15 protein-coding genes and 2 tRNA genes are annotated in these 15,516 nt (G+C 59.2%); 6 read left to right on the top strand and 11 right to left on the bottom strand.

The window, feature by feature from the left end; all coding sequences use genetic code 11:
* Position 1 precedes the first annotated feature (1 nt).
* Both KUIN1_RS08325 and KUIN1_RS08320 read left to right on the top strand, forming a co-directional pair.
* The gene (locus KUIN1_RS08325) at positions 2–991 is read left to right on the top strand and encodes an ABC transporter ATP-binding protein (protein WP_152091931.1); all 990 of its coding nucleotides are present in this window, start codon (positions 2–4) and stop codon (positions 989–991) included.
* A gap of 91 nt (positions 992–1,082) precedes the next feature.
* Positions 1,083–1,736, top strand: a complete 654-nt coding sequence (locus KUIN1_RS08320) for an HAD family hydrolase (RefSeq protein WP_024643192.1) — start codon at positions 1,083–1,085, stop codon at positions 1,734–1,736.
* Between the two features lie 19 nt (positions 1,737–1,755).
* On the opposite strand, the gene KUIN1_RS08315 is transcribed toward KUIN1_RS08320, so the two are convergent.
* A complete protein-coding gene (locus KUIN1_RS08315) occupies positions 1,756–2,718 on the bottom strand; it encodes an NAD(P)H-quinone oxidoreductase (protein ID WP_024643193.1) in 963 nt (320 codons plus the stop codon).
* Positions 2,719–2,856: 138 nt separating this feature from the next.
* Between KUIN1_RS08315 and KUIN1_RS08310 the strand changes: the two genes are divergently transcribed.
* Together KUIN1_RS08310 and KUIN1_RS08305 are read left to right on the top strand one after the other, a co-directional pair.
* A complete protein-coding gene (locus KUIN1_RS08310) occupies positions 2,857–4,938 on the top strand; it encodes a carboxy terminal-processing peptidase (RefSeq protein ID WP_172980042.1) in 2,082 nt (693 codons plus the stop codon).
* A 117-nt stretch (positions 4,939–5,055) separates the two neighbouring features.
* Positions 5,056–6,828, top strand: a complete 1,773-nt coding sequence (locus tag KUIN1_RS08305; protein ID WP_152091929.1) for a GGDEF domain-containing protein — start codon at positions 5,056–5,058, stop codon at positions 6,826–6,828.
* A 17-nt stretch (positions 6,829–6,845) separates the two neighbouring features.
* Here KUIN1_RS08305 and KUIN1_RS08300 read toward each other — a convergent pair whose 3' ends face one another.
* The 5 genes from KUIN1_RS08300 to KUIN1_RS08280 all read right to left on the bottom strand — a co-directional run bounded on the left by KUIN1_RS08300 (position 6,846) and on the right by KUIN1_RS08280 (position 10,858).
* The gene (locus KUIN1_RS08300; protein ID WP_024661202.1) at positions 6,846–7,217 is read right to left on the bottom strand and encodes a hypothetical protein; all 372 of its coding nucleotides are present in this window, start codon (positions 7,215–7,217) and stop codon (positions 6,846–6,848) included.
* Complete coding sequence (locus tag KUIN1_RS08295) at positions 7,214–7,552, bottom strand: helix-turn-helix domain-containing protein (RefSeq protein ID WP_011267116.1); 339 nt, start codon at positions 7,550–7,552, stop codon at positions 7,214–7,216. Before KUIN1_RS08295 ends, KUIN1_RS08300 begins: the two co-directional genes overlap by 4 nt.
* Positions 7,553–7,652: 100 nt before the next feature.
* Positions 7,653–8,105: a YkvA family protein gene (locus tag KUIN1_RS08290; RefSeq protein WP_004408555.1), complete on the bottom strand. Its 453-nt coding sequence runs from the start codon at positions 8,103–8,105 to the stop codon at positions 7,653–7,655.
* Positions 8,106–8,471: 366 nt separating this feature from the next.
* A complete protein-coding gene (locus KUIN1_RS08285; RefSeq protein ID WP_003346532.1) occupies positions 8,472–9,242 on the bottom strand; it encodes an FKBP-type peptidyl-prolyl cis-trans isomerase in 771 nt (256 codons plus the stop codon).
* A 206-nt stretch (positions 9,243–9,448) separates the two neighbouring features.
* Positions 9,449–10,858, bottom strand: coding sequence for a DUF4329 domain-containing protein (locus KUIN1_RS08280; protein WP_116894159.1), 1,410 nt, complete (start codon positions 10,856–10,858; stop codon positions 9,449–9,451).
* A gap of 247 nt (positions 10,859–11,105) precedes the next feature.
* On the opposite strand from KUIN1_RS08280, the gene KUIN1_RS08275 reads away from it, so the two are divergent.
* Positions 11,106–11,624, top strand: coding sequence for a hypothetical protein (locus KUIN1_RS08275; protein WP_004408551.1), 519 nt, complete (start codon positions 11,106–11,108; stop codon positions 11,622–11,624).
* Between the two features lie 32 nt (positions 11,625–11,656).
* On the opposite strand, the gene KUIN1_RS08270 is transcribed toward KUIN1_RS08275, so the two are convergent.
* The 5 genes from KUIN1_RS08270 to KUIN1_RS08250 form a co-directional block, all read right to left on the bottom strand.
* Positions 11,657–12,049, bottom strand: a complete 393-nt coding sequence (locus tag KUIN1_RS08270) for a VOC family protein (RefSeq protein ID WP_003346527.1) — start codon at positions 12,047–12,049, stop codon at positions 11,657–11,659.
* A 55-nt stretch (positions 12,050–12,104) separates the two neighbouring features.
* Entirely contained in the window at positions 12,105–13,295 is a 1,191-nt protein-coding gene (locus tag KUIN1_RS08265; protein WP_057457602.1) for a CaiB/BaiF CoA transferase family protein, read from the bottom strand.
* A gap of 125 nt (positions 13,296–13,420) precedes the next feature.
* Positions 13,421–13,816, bottom strand: coding sequence for a hypothetical protein (locus tag KUIN1_RS08260; protein WP_011267113.1), 396 nt, complete (start codon positions 13,814–13,816; stop codon positions 13,421–13,423).
* Between the two features lie 360 nt (positions 13,817–14,176).
* Positions 14,177–14,253 (bottom strand) — tRNA-Asp (locus tag KUIN1_RS08255).
* Between the two features lie 21 nt (positions 14,254–14,274).
* Positions 14,275–14,350: transfer RNA gene (locus KUIN1_RS08250), tRNA-Val, on the bottom strand.
* A 171-nt stretch (positions 14,351–14,521) separates the two neighbouring features.
* Between KUIN1_RS08250 and rdgC the strand changes: the two genes are divergently transcribed.
* Positions 14,522–15,442 (top strand): recombination-associated protein RdgC, encoded by a 921-nt coding sequence (gene rdgC / locus KUIN1_RS08245; protein WP_003317427.1) that lies wholly within the window; start codon positions 14,522–14,524, stop codon positions 15,440–15,442.
* Positions 15,443–15,516: the final 74 nt, after the last annotated feature.

Below are 15,516 nucleotides of genomic sequence, written 5' to 3'. Positions count from 1 at the left end.
GATGAGTTTTGTCAGCATTGAAAACCTGCAGAAAAGCTACGCCAGCACGTCAGTGTTCAGCGACATCAACTGCAGCATTGCGAAAGGCGAGTTCGTTACCTTGCTGGGCCCGTCGGGCTGCGGCAAATCCACGTTGTTGCGTTGCATCGCCGGGCTGACCCCGGTCAACAGCGGGCGCATTCTGCTCGATGGCAGCGATCTGGTGCCGCTCACCCCGCAAAAGCGCAACATCGGCATGGTGTTCCAGAGTTACGCGCTGTTTCCCAACATGACCGTCGAGCAAAACGTCGCCTTCGGGCTGCGCATTCAGAAAGTCAGTGCTGACGAGAGTACACGGCGCGTCGCCGAGATTCTGCGCATGGTCGAGCTGCACGATTTTGCCACGCGTTACCCGCATCAGTTGTCCGGCGGGCAATGCCAGCGCGTGGCGCTGGCGCGTTCGCTGGTCACTCGCCCGCGTCTGCTGTTGCTCGATGAGCCGCTGTCGGCGCTGGATGCGCGGATTCGCAAGAACCTGCGCGAACAGATCCGTGCCATTCAGCGCGAGCTGGGCCTGACCACCATTTTCGTGACCCACGACCAGGAAGAAGCACTGATCATGTCAGACCGTATCTTCCTGATGAACCAGGGCCGGATCGTGCAGAGCGGCGACGCCGAAACCCTCTACACCGCGCCTGTGGACGTATTCGCCGCAGGCTTCATCGGCAACTACAACCTGCTGGAAGCCGACGACGCCACGCGCCTGATGCAGCGCCCGATCAACAGCCGTGTGGCGATCCGCCCTGAATCGATCCAATTGAGCCTGACCGGCGAACTGGAAGGCGAAATACGCAGTCACAGTCTGCTCGGCAACGTCATCCGTTACCGGGTACAGGCCCGTGGCGTGAAGCTGGTGGTCGACGTACTGAACCGCAGCGCCGACGACCTGCACCCGGACGGAAGGCGTGTAACACTGAACATCGAACCGTCGGCGCTGTGCGCGCTTGACTGACGCAACCGCCGAGCTTTCGCTTTCGCTTGAAGCTTGAAGCTTGAAGCTTGAAGCTTGAAGCTAACGTAACCAACACTGAGGATAAGCACACATGCCCTTGGCAATTTTCGACCTGGACGAAACCCTGATCGGTGGTGACTGCGCCACGCTCTGGAGCGAGCAGATGGGTCGCCTGGGCTGGGTTGACTCGACGTCGTTCATGCAACGAAACGACGAACTGATGGCCGCCTACAGCGAGGGCAAGCTCGCGATGGAAGACTACATGGCCTTCAGCCTGGAGCCCATGGCTGGCCGTACCCCCGAAGAAATCGAGCATCTGGTCGGCCCGTGGGTCGAGGACGTCATCGAACCGATCATCTACAGCGACGCCTGCACGTGCATTGCAAAGCACCGCGCCAAGGGTGACCGGATTCTGGTGATCTCGGCTTCGGGCGTGCACCTGGTCAAGCCGATCGCCGAACGCCTCGGCATCGACGAAGTGCTGGGTATCGAGCTGGACGTGCAGCATGGCGTCTACAGCGGGGCCACAGTCGGCGTGCTGACTTATCGGGAAGGCAAGATCACGCGCCTGATGGAGTGGCTGGATGCCGAGGGGGAAAATCTCGAGGGTGCGAGTTTCTATTCGGATTCGCGCAATGACCTGCCGCTGCTGCTCAAGGTTGACCACCCTAACGTGGTCAACCCCGATGCCGTGTTACTGGAACACGCACAGAAAGCAGGCTGGCCGGTGCACGACTGGAGCTGAGTCCAGAGGCGCCGCCGGGTCAGACCAGGCTTTCGTCGATCACCAGCACGATCTTGCCGGACACCGTATTGGTCGCCAGCTCTTCGAACGCCGCTTCGGCATCCTTGATCGCAAAGGATTTCGCCAGTTGCGGCTTGAGGCGGCCTTCAGTGAACAGCGGCCAGACGTGCTGTCCCAGGTCACTGAGCAGGTCGGCCTTGAACGTGTCGTCGCGGCTGCGCAAGGTCGAGCCCATCAACCGGATACGCTTGCCCAGCACATGAGCCAGATCCACTTTCGCCTCGCGGCCGCTCATGACGCCGATCAGCACCCAGCGGCCGTCAAGGGCCAGCAGTTTTACATTGAGCTCGGCATAGCTCGCCCCCACCGGGTCGAGGATGACGTTGAACGGTGCAAAATCGTTCAGGCCTTCAAGACTTTCGCTGCGCACCACGCCGCCCTGAGCACCCAGTTCGACGCAATAGGCCAGCCGTTCTGCCGAGCCGACGCTGACCCAGACCGGGTTGCCAAACGCCTTGCAAAGCTGAATCCCGGCTGAACCAACCCCACTTGCGCCAGCGTGCAACAACACCTTCTCGCCTGGCTTGAGCCCGGCGAGCTCGAACAGGTTCAGCCACGCCGTGGCATAGACCTCGGGAATGGCTGCCGCCTCATGCAGCGACAGCCCTTCCGGCACGGGCAGCACGTGTCGCCCATCGACCACCACTTCTTCGGCCATCGCCCCGCCCGCCAACAGCGCGCAGACGCGGTCTCCAACCACCCAGGACGAACCCGGACCGACTTCGGCGATCACGCCGGAGCACTCCAGACCCAGCGTCTGAGTGACTCCGGGCGGCGGCGGATACTTGCCCTCGCGCTGTAACAGATCGGCACGATTCAAACCTGCCGCAGCCACTTTGATACGTACCTGCCCCACATCGAGGGCCGGACTCGGCTCCTCGACCCATTCCACATGTCCTTCAACGCCTTGCAATGCTTTCACGGTGCCTCCATAGTGAGTCCAGACTGAGCCCGTGGCTGTTTTGCCCGGGCTTTTGCATTATGCGGCCGGGTCCAAAGGAACCGGCGACCTCAAAGACGGCCTAATATGCGTTATCAATTGTCCTCGCGTCGAATCAGCATGAAGCAACTATTCCCCAGCACTGCCCTCGCACTGTTTGTCGGCCTTAGCGTTTTGCCGATGTCAGCCAGTACCTTTGCCGCCAACAGCTGGGATAATCTTCAGCCGGACCGCGACGAAGTGATTGCCAGTCTCAACGTGGTTGAGCTGCTCAAACGACATCACTACAGCAAGCCGCCCCTGGACGACAAGCGTTCAGCGATTATTTACCAGAGCTACATCAAGCAACTGGACCCCTCGCGCAGCTATTTCATGGCCAGCGACATTGCCGAGTTCGACAAATGGCAGTTCCAGTTCGACGACTTCCTGAAGAGTGGCGACCTGAACGCCGGCTTCATCATCTACAAGCGCTATCTGGACCGCGTCAACGCGCGTCTGAACTTCACGCTGGGCGAGTTGGGCAAGGGCGTCGACAAGCTCGACTTCAATACCAAGGAAACCCTGCTGGTCGACCGCAAGGACGCCGCATGGCCCAAGGATACCGCCGAGCTCGACGAACTGTGGCGCAAGCGCATCAAGGATGAAGTCCTGCGGTTGAAGATTGCAGGCAAGGACCCGGCGAAGATTCAGGAAACCCTGACCAAGCGCTACAAGAATCAGCAGGCGCGTCTGAATCAGACTCGCGCCGAAGATATCTTCCAGGCCTACATCAACACGTTCGCCATGTCCTACGATCCGCACACCAACTACCTGTCACCTGACAGCGCGGAGAACTTCGACATCAACATGAGCCTGTCGCTGGAAGGCATCGGCGCCGTGTTGCAGAGCGATAATGACAACGTGAAGATCGTGCGTCTGGTGCCGGCAGGTCCGGCGGCCAAGACCAAGCAGGTTGCCCCGGCCGACAAGATCGTGGCCGTCGCTCAGGGCGACAAGGAAATGGTCGACGTGATCGGCTGGCGTCTGGATGAAGTGGTCAAGCTGATCCGCGGTCCGAAAGGCTCGGTGGTACGCCTGGAGATCATCCCGGCCAGCAATGCGCCGAACGACCAGACCACCAAGATCGTCGCCATCACCCGTGAAGCGGTGAAACTTGAAGAGCAGGCGGCCAAGAAGTCGATCCTGCACCTCAAGCAGGATGGCAAGGACTACAAGCTCGGGGTCATCGACATTCCGGCCTTCTATCTGGACTTCAAGGCCTACCGTGCCGGCGATCCGGAATACAAGAGCACCACCCGTGACGTGAAGAAACTGCTCACCGAATTGCAGGCCGAGAAGGTCGACGGTGTGGTACTGGATCTGCGCAACAACGGTGGCGGTTCATTGCAGGAAGCCACCGAGCTGACCAGCCTGTTCATCGACAAAGGCCCGACCGTGCTGGTGCGCAATGCCGACGGCAAGGTCGACGTGCTGGAAGACGAAGCCAAGGGCGCGTTCTACAAAGGCCCGATGGCACTGCTGGTCAACCGTCTGTCTGCGTCGGCGTCGGAGATTTTCGCCGGGGCGATGCAGGATTATCACCGCGCGCTGGTGATCGGTGGTCAGACCTTCGGTAAAGGCACCGTGCAGACCATTCAGCCGCTCAATCACGGCGAACTGAAACTGACCCTGGCCAAGTTCTACCGGGTTTCCGGTCAGAGCACCCAGCATCAGGGCGTGGTACCGGACATCACTTACCCGTCGCTGATCGACACCAAGGAAATCGGCGAGAGCGCGCTGCCCGAGGCCATGCCGTGGGACAGCATCAAACCGGCGATCAAGCCGGCGATCGACCCGTTCAGGCCGTTCCTGGCCCAACTGCAGGCGCGTCACGAGGCACGTTCGGCAAAAGACGCCGAGTTCGTGTTCATCGAGGATCGCCTGGCGCTGGCCAAGAAGCTGATGAACGAGAAGACCGTCAGCCTCAATGAAGCCGACCGGCGTGCCGAGCATGCGTCTATCGAAAGCAAGCAACTTGCGCTGGAAAACACCCGCCGCAAGGCCAAGGGTGAAGAGCCGCTCAAAGAGCTGAAGAAGGAAGACGAAGACGCGCTGCCGGTGGAAGACGAGAAAACCAAACCCGAGGACGATGCCTATCTGGCAGAGACCGGGCGCATTCTCATCGACTACCTGGGTCTGAGTGCCGCTGTCGCGAAGAAGTAACGCAGGTTCATTGATGGCCATTTAGCTTCAACGTCATCAAACAGTCATGAAGCTGTCGTGAAATACGGGGCTGAACGCGAAAGCGCTCAGCCCTTTTTCATTCTCTTCGAGACGACCATGACCATAACAGAGCAGCTGAGCGCACTGAGTTCCATTCTGGCTCGTGGTGATTTGCACAGTTTGTTCCAACCCATCGTCTCGCTGTCGGAACACCGGATCCTGGGCTATGAAGCCTTGACCCGCGGCCCGTCCAACAGCGCCCTGCACTCGCCCCTGAACCTGTTCGCCATCGCCCGCCAGGCCGGTCGTCTGAGCGAGCTGGAGTTGAGTTGTCGGGACAGCGCCTGCCGACGTTTCAGCCAGCAGAAGTTGCCGGGCAAGCTGTTTCTCAACGTCTCCCCCGAATCGCTGCTCGAAACCTCGCATCCACCGGGGCGGACTCTGGAGATGCTGCGTCGCTACCACATCGCGCCCAAGGACGTGGTCATCGAGTTGACCGAGCAGATGCCCACCGACGATTTCGACCTGCTGTACAAAGCGTTGCACCACTACCGCGACATGGGCTTTTCCATCGCGCTGGACGATCTTGGCGCCGGTTATTCGAGCTTGCGACTCTGGTCGGAGCTGCGCCCGGACTACGTGAAAATCGATCGGCACTTCATCGACGGCATTCACCAGGATGCGGTGAAGCGCGAATTCGTCGGCTCCATGCTGCAGATGGCCAAGGCCTCCAGAGCGACGGTGATTGCCGAAGGCATCGAATTGCCCGAAGAGCTGGCAACGCTGAAAGACATGGGCGTGAACCTGGTTCAAGGCTATCTGCTGGCCCGACCTCAGGAGCGCCCGCCGCGCGACACCCGCGCCATGCTGCCCAGGACAGAAACCGCAGTGGCGCCGCTCAACGAAGAAGCGGCCGACCTGTCTGCCCTGCTCAATCCGCAGCCATCGGTCAGCCAGTCGACACCCACGGCTGAAGTGCTGGAAGCGTTTCGCAGGCAGGCCAACCTCAATTCTCTGGCGGTGCTGGATGACGACGCCCGACCGTGCGGCATCGTCCACCGGCATTCGTTGTCCGAGGCCCTGCTCAAGCCCTTCGGCACCGAGCTGTTTGCTCGCAAACCGATCAGCCGTCTGATGAGCAGTGACTTTCTCGCCGTGGAGGTCAGCCAGTCACTGCAACAGGTCAGCCGGCTGTTGACCAGCCGTGCCCGGCAGCGCATCGAGGAGGATTTCATCATCACCTCGAACGGTACCTATCTGGGCCTCGGACGAGTGATCGACGTGCTCAAGCTGATTACCGAAATGAAGATCCAGCAGGCACGTTACGCCAACCCGCTGACCCTGCTGCCCGGCAACGTTCCGATTCAGCAATGCCTGACTCGACTGCTGCAGCAAGGCCGTGCGTCGATGATCTGCTACGTGGACATCGACAGCTTCAAGCCCTTCAACGACATCTACGGTTATGCGCGTGGCGACGAGGTGCTGCTGTGTCTGGCGCAATGCCTGAACGACCGCATCGATCCGGCCAGGGACTTTGTCGGGCACATCGGCGGGGATGATTTTCTGATGGTGCTGGGCTTTGATGACTGGGAACGACGCCTGAAAACCCTGCTGGATGATTTTCAGAATCAATGCCGGCGTTTCTACCGCGCAGAACACCTGGAAGCCGGTTGTTTCATCGCCCTCAACCGTCAGGGCCAACGCCAGGAATTCCCCCTGCTGTCACTGTCGATTGGCGTGGTGCACTTGCATGAAGCAAGCTGCACGCTGGTCGATGCCAGCCAATTGGCCGACCTCGCTTCACAGGCCAAGCACTTCGCCAAGGATGTCGCCGGCGCCAGCATTCACGTCATCGATTCGACGCGACTGGATTTGTTGATGCAGGCGTGAGCGCCGGCGCCATACCCCTACTGCGCTTGCACTTGCGGATAATTGTATTCAAACACCCGAACCACTTCCGAGGCGTGCCATGACGCTGCCGCGACGCCGTCCGAAGGTCCGGAGAAACGGCCAAGGCGTTCGGCGCACTCGAAAAAACCGGGACGCGGCAGGCGGCTGGCGCCCTGGCTGATGACCAGCGAACTGCGCAAGGGCTGTTCAGCGCGGGCATCCATGGCGGCGAGGTGCTCAAGGGCGGCCGTAAGGGTCTGCATGGCCGGGCTGGGCAGTTGCAGGCGTTCCACCAGAGCGCGATAGGTCAGCAGGTGCCGTTGGCGACGGGCCAGATCGAGCTCATTGAGCAGTCCATCCCAATGCTGACGACTGATGCGCACGCTCACGACTCACCTCGCCAGCCCGGCACTCCAAGCTCCCACGCCAGGCTGCGTTTGATGGCGCCGTCCGGCTGCCGAGTACCGTTCTCGATCAGTTCCAGATAGGACGGGCTGATCCCGACGGTACGCGCCAGACTCGCCGCTTCAAGGCCTTTGGCCTCGCGCAGTGCACGCAATTCATCGAACCCGGGAAGCTCACTGGCGGTGGTGCCGCCAGTCGAGGCAGCCGGCTCGGAAGGCTTGCCGGCCAGGCCGGCGGCCTTGAGCAGTGCTTGATACTGCGCCCAGGGCAGCACGGCGTATTCCGGCTCCCCGTCACGGGATATCACTTGAAGATCCATAGAGTCACCTTGTACTACACGACCGCATACTGATCAGGCTTGATCCATAGGCAGGCATCTTAACAGCGGAACGCCAGGGCTTGTGTTCAATCCGTGAGACTTACACCTTACCCCGCTCTTGCTCCAGCAGGGCCTGAGTCTTCGGCAGTTGCTCGACCACGATGAGTTTCTCGGGCGATTGCTGCGCGCGCCATTCACGAAAAGCGTCCAGCTCATTGCTCAGGTGCTTGGTAACCCACGCCAGCACGGCGATGTCATCGAGCATGCCGAGGCCGGGTATCCAGTCGGGGATCGCGTCCAGCGGGCTGAGGAAGTACATCAGACCGGCGACAATGGACAGGATCGCTTTGGGGCTGATGGCGCGGTATTCGCCCCGCCAGTAAGCCAGGCACAAGGCCTGCAGCAAACGCAGGTCTTCCTTGAGTTTGCCCAGACGATTACCTTCACTGTTGCCCTTGCGCGCGACAGCGAACAACAGTCCTGGCAATCGTCCAGCGGCCAGCAAACGCCGGGCTCCGGGCAGATAACGGATAAAATTCCACGGTGCTTTCATACCCACTCCCGTTCAGCAAAATGTCGTTCGATAAAAGCAGATTCGCCGAACCTGCCCGGCCAGTGCCACAAGGTTATCCACAATAATTGTGGATAACCTTGTGAACAGCGGCTTCTTTCCAGCCTCAACCCCCCGTTTTCGGGGGGCCGTAGTCAAATCGGGCGTTTTTTACTCACAAAAAAACTACAAACGTGTGAACCCGACACCCTCTACTAAACGAGTACCTTGATCTTGCCGGACTGTCGGACAATGCCTTTGCATACATCCATGATAGTGGGACTGCCCGAATGACCAAGCGTTCGGGAAATAAGCCGGACACAAAAACGCCCTGTCGAGACAGGGCGTTTTCTGTAGCCAGGTGGTGCGTTACTTCTTGGCCGGAGCCGAAGCGGCAGGAGCTGCCTCTTCTTCGTCGGCATCAGCACCAGGAGTCGGTGCCGCTGCAGGGTCCTTGATACCCAGCAGTTCAAGATCGAACACCAGTACCGAGTTGGCAGGGATCGCCGGGCTCGGGCTCTGTGCGCCGTAAGCCAGATCACTCGGGATGAAGAGTTTGATCTTCTCGCCGACGTGCATCAGTTGCAGACCTTCGACCCAACCCGGAATCACACCGCCAACCGGCAGGTCGATCGGGCTGCCGCGCTCAACGGAACTGTCGAAGACCTTGCCGTCGATCAGCTTGCCTTCGTAGTGAACAGTCACAACATCGGTAGGCTTGGGCTGAGCGCCATCGGCTTTCTTGATGATCTGATACTGCAGGCCGGAAGCGGTGGTGACCACGCCGTCCTTCTTACCGTTCTCTTCGAGGAATTTCTTGCCAGCGGCAGAAGCCTCTTCGCTCATCTTCGCCAGACGCTCTTCGGAACGCTTTTGCAGCGCGGAGAAGGCTTCAACCAGCTCTTCGTCCTTGAGTTTCTGATCTTTCTTGCCAACAGCATCTTCGATACCCAGGGCTACAGCCTTGGAATCCAGATCATCCATACCTTCCTGAGCCAGGCTTTTGCCCATGTTCAGACCGATGCCATAAGACGCTTTTTGTGCTGGGGTTTTCAGCTCTACGGTGCTGGCTTGCTTGTCACAACCTGCGAGTACCAGACCGACCAGGGCAATCGCCGCTGCCAACCGATGCTGTTTCATGCTAATTCCTTGTTCATGCGCCAAAAGGGCAAACGAGTAAAGCCGCGAGCTTATCAGGCCGCCGCGATCAATGGCTACCGGCATGAGAGGGAGAAAACGCCGATAAGTTCAGGTATCCAAAGGTTTTCCCGGATCTGTACCGCATTGTTCAGTTGCAGTTCAGTTTGTGATTCGCGAAGGCAAGGCGCTGGCTCGCTGCACAGGGCTCAGGCCACGGGACTGATCACACCGGCATCAGGCCAGCGCTCACTGGTCTGCAGCACGCGCAGAAGCCCGGCCCGCGCCACTCGAAGGGCGAAATCCTGCACGCTGAGGTTACCGGCAGCGAGTTGCGCTTGAACGGACTCGGCCCCGGAGTACACTCGCGATACGCTTTGCAACAGTTGAAACTCCTCGGCGGACTGGCTTGGGGTGTAACAGAGCAGCGCGCCGTCGGCTGCCGAGAAATAAACCGCCGACATCTCGAAACCATAGCGAATCGGCAGGCCTTTACGGCGTTGTGCCGGTTTGTGCCGGTAACTGAACATCCGATGCAGGTCATCCGGCTCGAAGAAATCGTTGATGACGTCACGTCCGCCCTCGACGGCCAGATTGGCTGAGCAGAAATACATGCCGTCCACACGGTAGCCGTCAGGTAATGCAGGCCGATAATAGGCATCGGGATGAAATGCCGAACACGGTGCATACACCGGCATGCCGTCATCGAGAATCGGCTCGGCAATCCGATAGGCTCGCGCGACCGGATTGAACAGAAGAAAACCGATGATCTGCGAATGAATACGACTGCCGATACGGCCATGTGCGTAACGTGCAGCCTCATCGGCACTGTTGAACGGCGCGCTGAGGCTCAGAGGTCGGGGTGGCCATTGCGCTTCGCAGCTTGCAGGCGATTTGGCGGGAGGTGTACGAGCAACAGCATCGTCCGGGTAAGGCTGCCAGTCGGCCGGCACTTTGCCTGCCTGCCCCCACAGGCGGCTGGGCACTATCACGTGCAGATCCCCGGCACCGGCCAGCAGGCGGACTACATCACTGGGCATCATGCTCAGGTTCTGCAGCGCCTTGTGGATCTGGCTGAGTTCACACAGGTGCGGCATGCTGCGCGGGCCGGAGACGCGCGCAAACAATGTGTCTTCGGCGGCAGAGCGCGACAGCGTGTACTTGATCAGGGAGCCGTCAGGCCCGGATAGATACGTCGCCGCACACACCTCCTGATCATCGATCACCGCATAAATGTCGCCGACTGAAAAACTGTTCGGGTACGTGACCTTTTCACTCTCCGGCCACTCGTCCAGCCCGGCCTGCAGTGACGGATGAGAATGGTAGACCGCATAGTCGTCATGCCCTTGCGGGTAGAGCACGTAACCTTCCTGGTCATTGCGCGGGAAGACTTCATTGGGATCGAAGCTGAACTCGCTGCCGTTCATGGGTTCGGTCGCGATGTATTTACCATCCTTGCGAACCAGAATGAAACCACCGTATTCGCGATCACGCCGATTGCCGATCCGCTCGTGGGCATAACGCGCCGCATCATCAGGATGATCGAACGGCGCGCTGAGCGCCGGCATGCCGGGGTGGTGATCGATGGATCGTTTGTAGCGCCTTTTTCTGGGGTGCATGCGGGGCTCCTTGGAAGCCTGACTGATTGAGTCATGAGCGTAAGGAAACCCGAGACGGCAAGTGACATAGATGAATATGACGTTACGTACGCCTGCCGGCGCCGAACAACATGAAATTAAAGATAATTTTTAAGCATCCCGGGATGTGCTTCGATCCACGGCGTGGGCGAATCGGCCCAGACCCTGCATCGACCATCGCGACTGGCGACCAGGGCTCACGCAGTTTGTCGTGCTCAGGAACATTTTTATGCAACCGACCACTCGTTTTCGCTCAACGCGCTCGACGGCTCGCCAGTTGGCAAGCCTGGCCGTAATCGCCGCCGCAGCCATGTTACCGGTCAGCGCAGCCTATGCCGCCAAGAAGCCGCCGTTGGTTGTCACTGAGGGCATCAAGGCCTACCGCCTGTGCACAGGCCCCGACAATCTGTCACACGTCATCGAGGGTTCAATCGATCAAAAAGCCATGACCGATGTCAGCGCCCTGCACTTCAAGGAAACCCCGGCGCACTCGACCTTTGACTGGCATCCGGCCCCCGAAGAGCAGTACGTGATCACCCTGTCCGGCACGCTGGAATTTTCCACCACCGGCGGCGAGAACTTTATCCTGCACCCTGGGGAAGTATTGCTGGCGCAGGACACCACCGGCCCCGGCCATCGCTGGAAACTGATCGACGATCAGCCGTGGCGACGTGCGTACATCATCACCAAGCCAGGCGAAAAAGGCGCATTCGTGCCGAAGGACGGAGCGCCTGCGAAGGGCTGCTGATGCAATGATGCAACCGCCCTCATCGAGCGCGATTACATCGACGCATCAGCCGCCGGCTCGGAAATTTCGATCAGGTTAAGATCCGGATCACGCACATACACCGACCAGATCGGCCCGGTAGCACCGGTGCGCTCGACCGGACCTTCGACGATCGGCCAGTCCTGCTCCTGCAGGTGCACAATCACCTGCTCCAGCGGGATGGTGGCGATGAAACACAGATCCAGCGCACCTGGCACCGGCAAGTGAGCCTTGGGCTCGAACTCCTTGCCGCGTTCATGGACGTTGATTTTCTGATTGCCGAAGCGAAATGCCAGACGCCCCTGACGAAAGCGTTCAGGGGTCATGCCCAGAACGCGTACGTAAAAATCCTTGCAGGCGTCGATATCGGCAGTGGTCAGTACCAGATGGTCCAGATGATCAATCACGGGATCAGCTCCGTTTGGAATAGAGTTCTGTTTACGACAATGGTCAGGTTTCGGATCAGATAATGCCAAGCCGACGCCACTCGGCACGGGTGGCAGCGTCGATGCCATGCGCTTCAAGCACAGCATCGGTGTGTTGACCGAGTGTTGGCGCAGACGATCGTACCTGCCCCGGCGTGTCTTGAAGTTTAGGCACAATACCCGGGAGGGTGACGGGCGTTCCGTCATCCAGCGTGCCCTGCAACAGCATGTCCCGCGCCTGATAATGCGGGTCCCTGGCGATATCGGCTGCGTCGTAGATCTTACCTGCCGGAATACGGGCCTCGTTGAGCGCTGCAAGAACTTCGTCCATCGAGCGTTCGGCGGTCCAGGTCGAGATGGCCGCATCGATGCGCGCCACGTGCCTGACCCGCCCGTCGTTGTGCTCAAGCTCGGGGTCGCTGGCCAGGTCCGCGCGGCCGATCTTTTCCATCAGGCGCCGGAAGATACTGTCGCCATTGCCCGCGATCAACGCGTACTTGCCGTCATTGCAGCGGTAGGCATTGCTCGGCGCGATGCCTGGCAGGCTGCTGCCAGCCGGCTCGCGGACAGTGTCGAATACCGAATACTCGGGAATCAGGCTTTCCATCATGTTGAACACTGACTCGTACAATGCGACATCTATCTGCTGCCCGTCGCCGCCATTCTGCTCGCGATGACGAAGCGCCAGCAGAATGCCGATCACACCGTGCAGCGCAGACAGCGAATCGCCAATCGATACGCCGACACGCACTGGCGTGCGCCCTGCCTCACCCGACAGATGACGCAGACCGCCCATGGCCTCACCGATCACGCCAAAACCCGGCCGGTCGCGATACGGCCCGGTCTGCCCGTAGCCGGAGACACGCAGCATGATCAGTTTCGGATTGAGGGCGTGCAGCGCTTCCCAGCTCAACCCCCAGCCTTCAAGTGTGCCGGGGCGGAAGTTCTCGACCAGTACATCGGCATCGCGGATCAGGCGCCGTGCCATCTCCTGCGCCTGAGGCTGGCGCAGATCGAGGGTTACCGACTGTTTGTTGCGGGACTGCACCGCCCACCAGACGGACGTGCCGTTATGCAGCAAACGCCATTTGCGCAGGGGATCACCGGTCAATGGCGGCTCGACCTTGATGACCTCGGCACCGAACTCGGCGAGAATCTTCGTCGCGAACGGCCCGGCAATGAGCTGACCCAGTTCCACCACCTTGATGCCCTGAAGAGGCAGGCTCATGACACGTCCTTTCTTGTTGGGAGGTGGAGGAATGATCTGCGCAAATGCGCTGGATGGAAAGCCGGAAGGTGCGCCTCCAGATCAGACCGCCGTAAAAAACCCCGCACCAGGCGGGGTTCATTGAATCAATTACTGCAGGCCAACTGGAAACTCATTGAGGAGTCACCCGAAGCCCCCCGCTTACCGACCATAAGTCCCAATACATTGACCTGTTCTGTTGTCGCAGCGCCGCCCAACTTGGCGTGCCCGTAGAACAGCCGCTCATGATCACTGGTATCAATGGAAGACACCGAGCAGAACCCTGGAGACTTTTTAAACTGCCCTTCCTTGAAGAGCACTTTATACGTCGCGAAGTAGTCTTTCTGGCTGCTGTAACTTACAGACTTGATCCAGGGCGACGACTGAGCAACGATATTGCCGTGCTGGTCGATGGTCGCCGTGTGCAGTACTGGCTTGGCCAGCGCGCTCGCAGAGAGGATCAAGGCCGTAGTGCCTACAAACAGTTTAAAACGATTTTTCATAGTCATTCCTTTGCTCATTATCGTATCAGACCGCCTCGATTCGGCGGTCGGTCTGGATTAATTATCTGGGATCATCAAAAAACGTTTAATGTCTGGATACCCCATCAACCCATTCAGCTAATACCAGCAAAGAGGATAAATCAAGCGCTCACCAAGGCTAACTAACAAGCCTGGTTTAAACTTCACTAATTAAGGACATTACTTACATTCGCGAAGAATAATTCTTACAGAACTTCAATAGAACTGCCGCGGGGGCATTGCACGAGGGGGTTGGAATTTCCAAACTACAGAAAGCAGAAAGCCCGCACTGGGCGGGCTTTCTGTTTGCTTCAAGGAGTTCAAGGGCCTTGAAGCGGAATATGGCGCAGCGGACGGGACTCGAACCCGCGACCCCCGGCGTGACAGGCCGGTATTCTAACCGACTGAACTACCGCTGCGCGTAACACTAAAAGCGAGTTTGGTGGGTGATGACGGGATCGAACCGCCGACCCGCTGCTTGTAAGGCAGCTGCTCTCCCAGCTGAGCTAATCACCCTTCACTCTCGGTGTGGCGCGCATTCTACGGAGCGACCTGTACTCTGGCAAGCACTTTTTTAAATAATTTTTATAATCCTTCCAAAGGCTTACAAACGCTCTGTACAGGGTTGGCCCCAGCGGCTGAGGAGCGAATAATGCCCGCCTTTGTATAGAAAGAGAGATTCACCTCATGTGGTTCAAAAACCTGCTTGTCTATCGCCTGACCCAGGACGTGCCTTTTGATGCCGAAGCGCTGGAGACAGCACTGGCGACCAAACCGGCGCGCGCCTGCGCCAGCCAGGAGGTAGCCACCTATGGTTTCGTCGCTCCTTTCGGCAAGGGTGAAGACGCTCCATTGGTACACATCAGTCAGGACTTCATGCTGATCGCAGCACGCAAGGAAGAACGCATTCTGCCGGGCAGCGTCGTGCGTGACGCGCTCAAGGAAAAGGTCGACGAGATCGAAGCCGAGCAGATGCGCAAGGTCTACAAGAAGGAACGCGATCAGCTCAAGGATGAAATCATCCAGGCGTTCCTGCCGCGTGCGTTTATCCGTCGCTCCGCCACTTTCGCCGCCATCGCGCCGAAACAGGGCCTGATCCTGGTCAATGCCTCCAGCCCGAAACGCGCCGAGGACCTGTTGTCGACCCTGCGCGAAGTCATCGGCTCGCTGCCGGTACGTCCGCTGACGGTCAAGGTTTCACCGAGTGCGACCATGACCGACTGGGTCAAGACCCAGAAAGCGGCCGACAACTTCTTCGTGCTGGACGAGTGCGAGCTGCGCGACACCCATGAAGATGGCGGCATCGTGCGCTGCAAGCGTCAGGACCTGACCGGCGACGAAATCCAGCTGCACCTGAGCACAGGCAAGGTCGTGACCCAACTGTCGCTGGCCTGGCAGGACAAGCTGTCGTTCGTGCTGGACGATAAACTGGTGGTCAAGCGTCTGAAGTTCGAGGACCTGCTGCAGGATCAGGCCGAACAGGACGGTGGCGACGAAGCGTTGGGACAACTGGACGCCAGCTTCACGCTGATGATGCTGACCTTCGGCGAGTTCCTGCCGGAGCTGTTCGAGGCATTGGGCGGCGAAGAGATTCCGCAGGGCATCTGATACCCGCTCTTGCAGCACTGCCGCTCGAAACACCGCGCCGTCTCGTCAGACGGCGCATTCATTTCACCCCGGTT

The sequence above is a fragment of the Pseudomonas sp. KUIN-1 genome, assembly GCF_009176725.1.
Classification (GTDB): domain Bacteria; phylum Pseudomonadota; class Gammaproteobacteria; order Pseudomonadales; family Pseudomonadaceae; genus Aquipseudomonas; species Aquipseudomonas fragariae.
This window is presented reverse-complemented; position numbering and strand designations above follow the sequence as displayed.

Bases quoted from the DNA above. Each gene is read 5' to 3' on its own strand.
- rdgC (WP_003317427.1), top strand. From the start codon at position 14,522: ATGTGGTTCAAAAACCTGCTTGTCTATCGCCTGACCCAGGACGTGCCT.
- KUIN1_RS08285 (WP_003346532.1), bottom strand. From the start codon at position 9,242: ATGAAACAGCATCGGTTGGCAGCGGCGATTGCCCTGGTCGGTCTGGTA.
- KUIN1_RS08280 (WP_116894159.1), bottom strand. From the start codon at position 10,858: ATGCACCCCAGAAAAAGGCGCTACAAACGATCCATCGATCACCACCCC.
- KUIN1_RS08275 (WP_004408551.1), top strand. From the start codon at position 11,106: ATGCAACCGACCACTCGTTTTCGCTCAACGCGCTCGACGGCTCGCCAG.
- KUIN1_RS08305 (WP_152091929.1), top strand. From the start codon at position 5,056: ATGACCATAACAGAGCAGCTGAGCGCACTGAGTTCCATTCTGGCTCGT.
- KUIN1_RS08320 (WP_024643192.1), top strand. From the start codon at position 1,083: ATGCCCTTGGCAATTTTCGACCTGGACGAAACCCTGATCGGTGGTGAC.
- KUIN1_RS08260 (WP_011267113.1), bottom strand. From the start codon at position 13,816: ATGAAAAATCGTTTTAAACTGTTTGTAGGCACTACGGCCTTGATCCTC.
- KUIN1_RS08265 (WP_057457602.1), bottom strand. From the start codon at position 13,295: ATGAGCCTGCCTCTTCAGGGCATCAAGGTGGTGGAACTGGGTCAGCTC.
- KUIN1_RS08310 (WP_172980042.1), top strand. From the start codon at position 2,857: ATGAAGCAACTATTCCCCAGCACTGCCCTCGCACTGTTTGTCGGCCTT.
- KUIN1_RS08325 (WP_152091931.1), top strand. From the start codon at position 2: ATGAGTTTTGTCAGCATTGAAAACCTGCAGAAAAGCTACGCCAGCACG.
- KUIN1_RS08290 (WP_004408555.1), bottom strand. From the start codon at position 8,105: ATGAAAGCACCGTGGAATTTTATCCGTTATCTGCCCGGAGCCCGGCGT.
- KUIN1_RS08295 (WP_011267116.1), bottom strand. From the start codon at position 7,552: ATGGATCTTCAAGTGATATCCCGTGACGGGGAGCCGGAATACGCCGTG.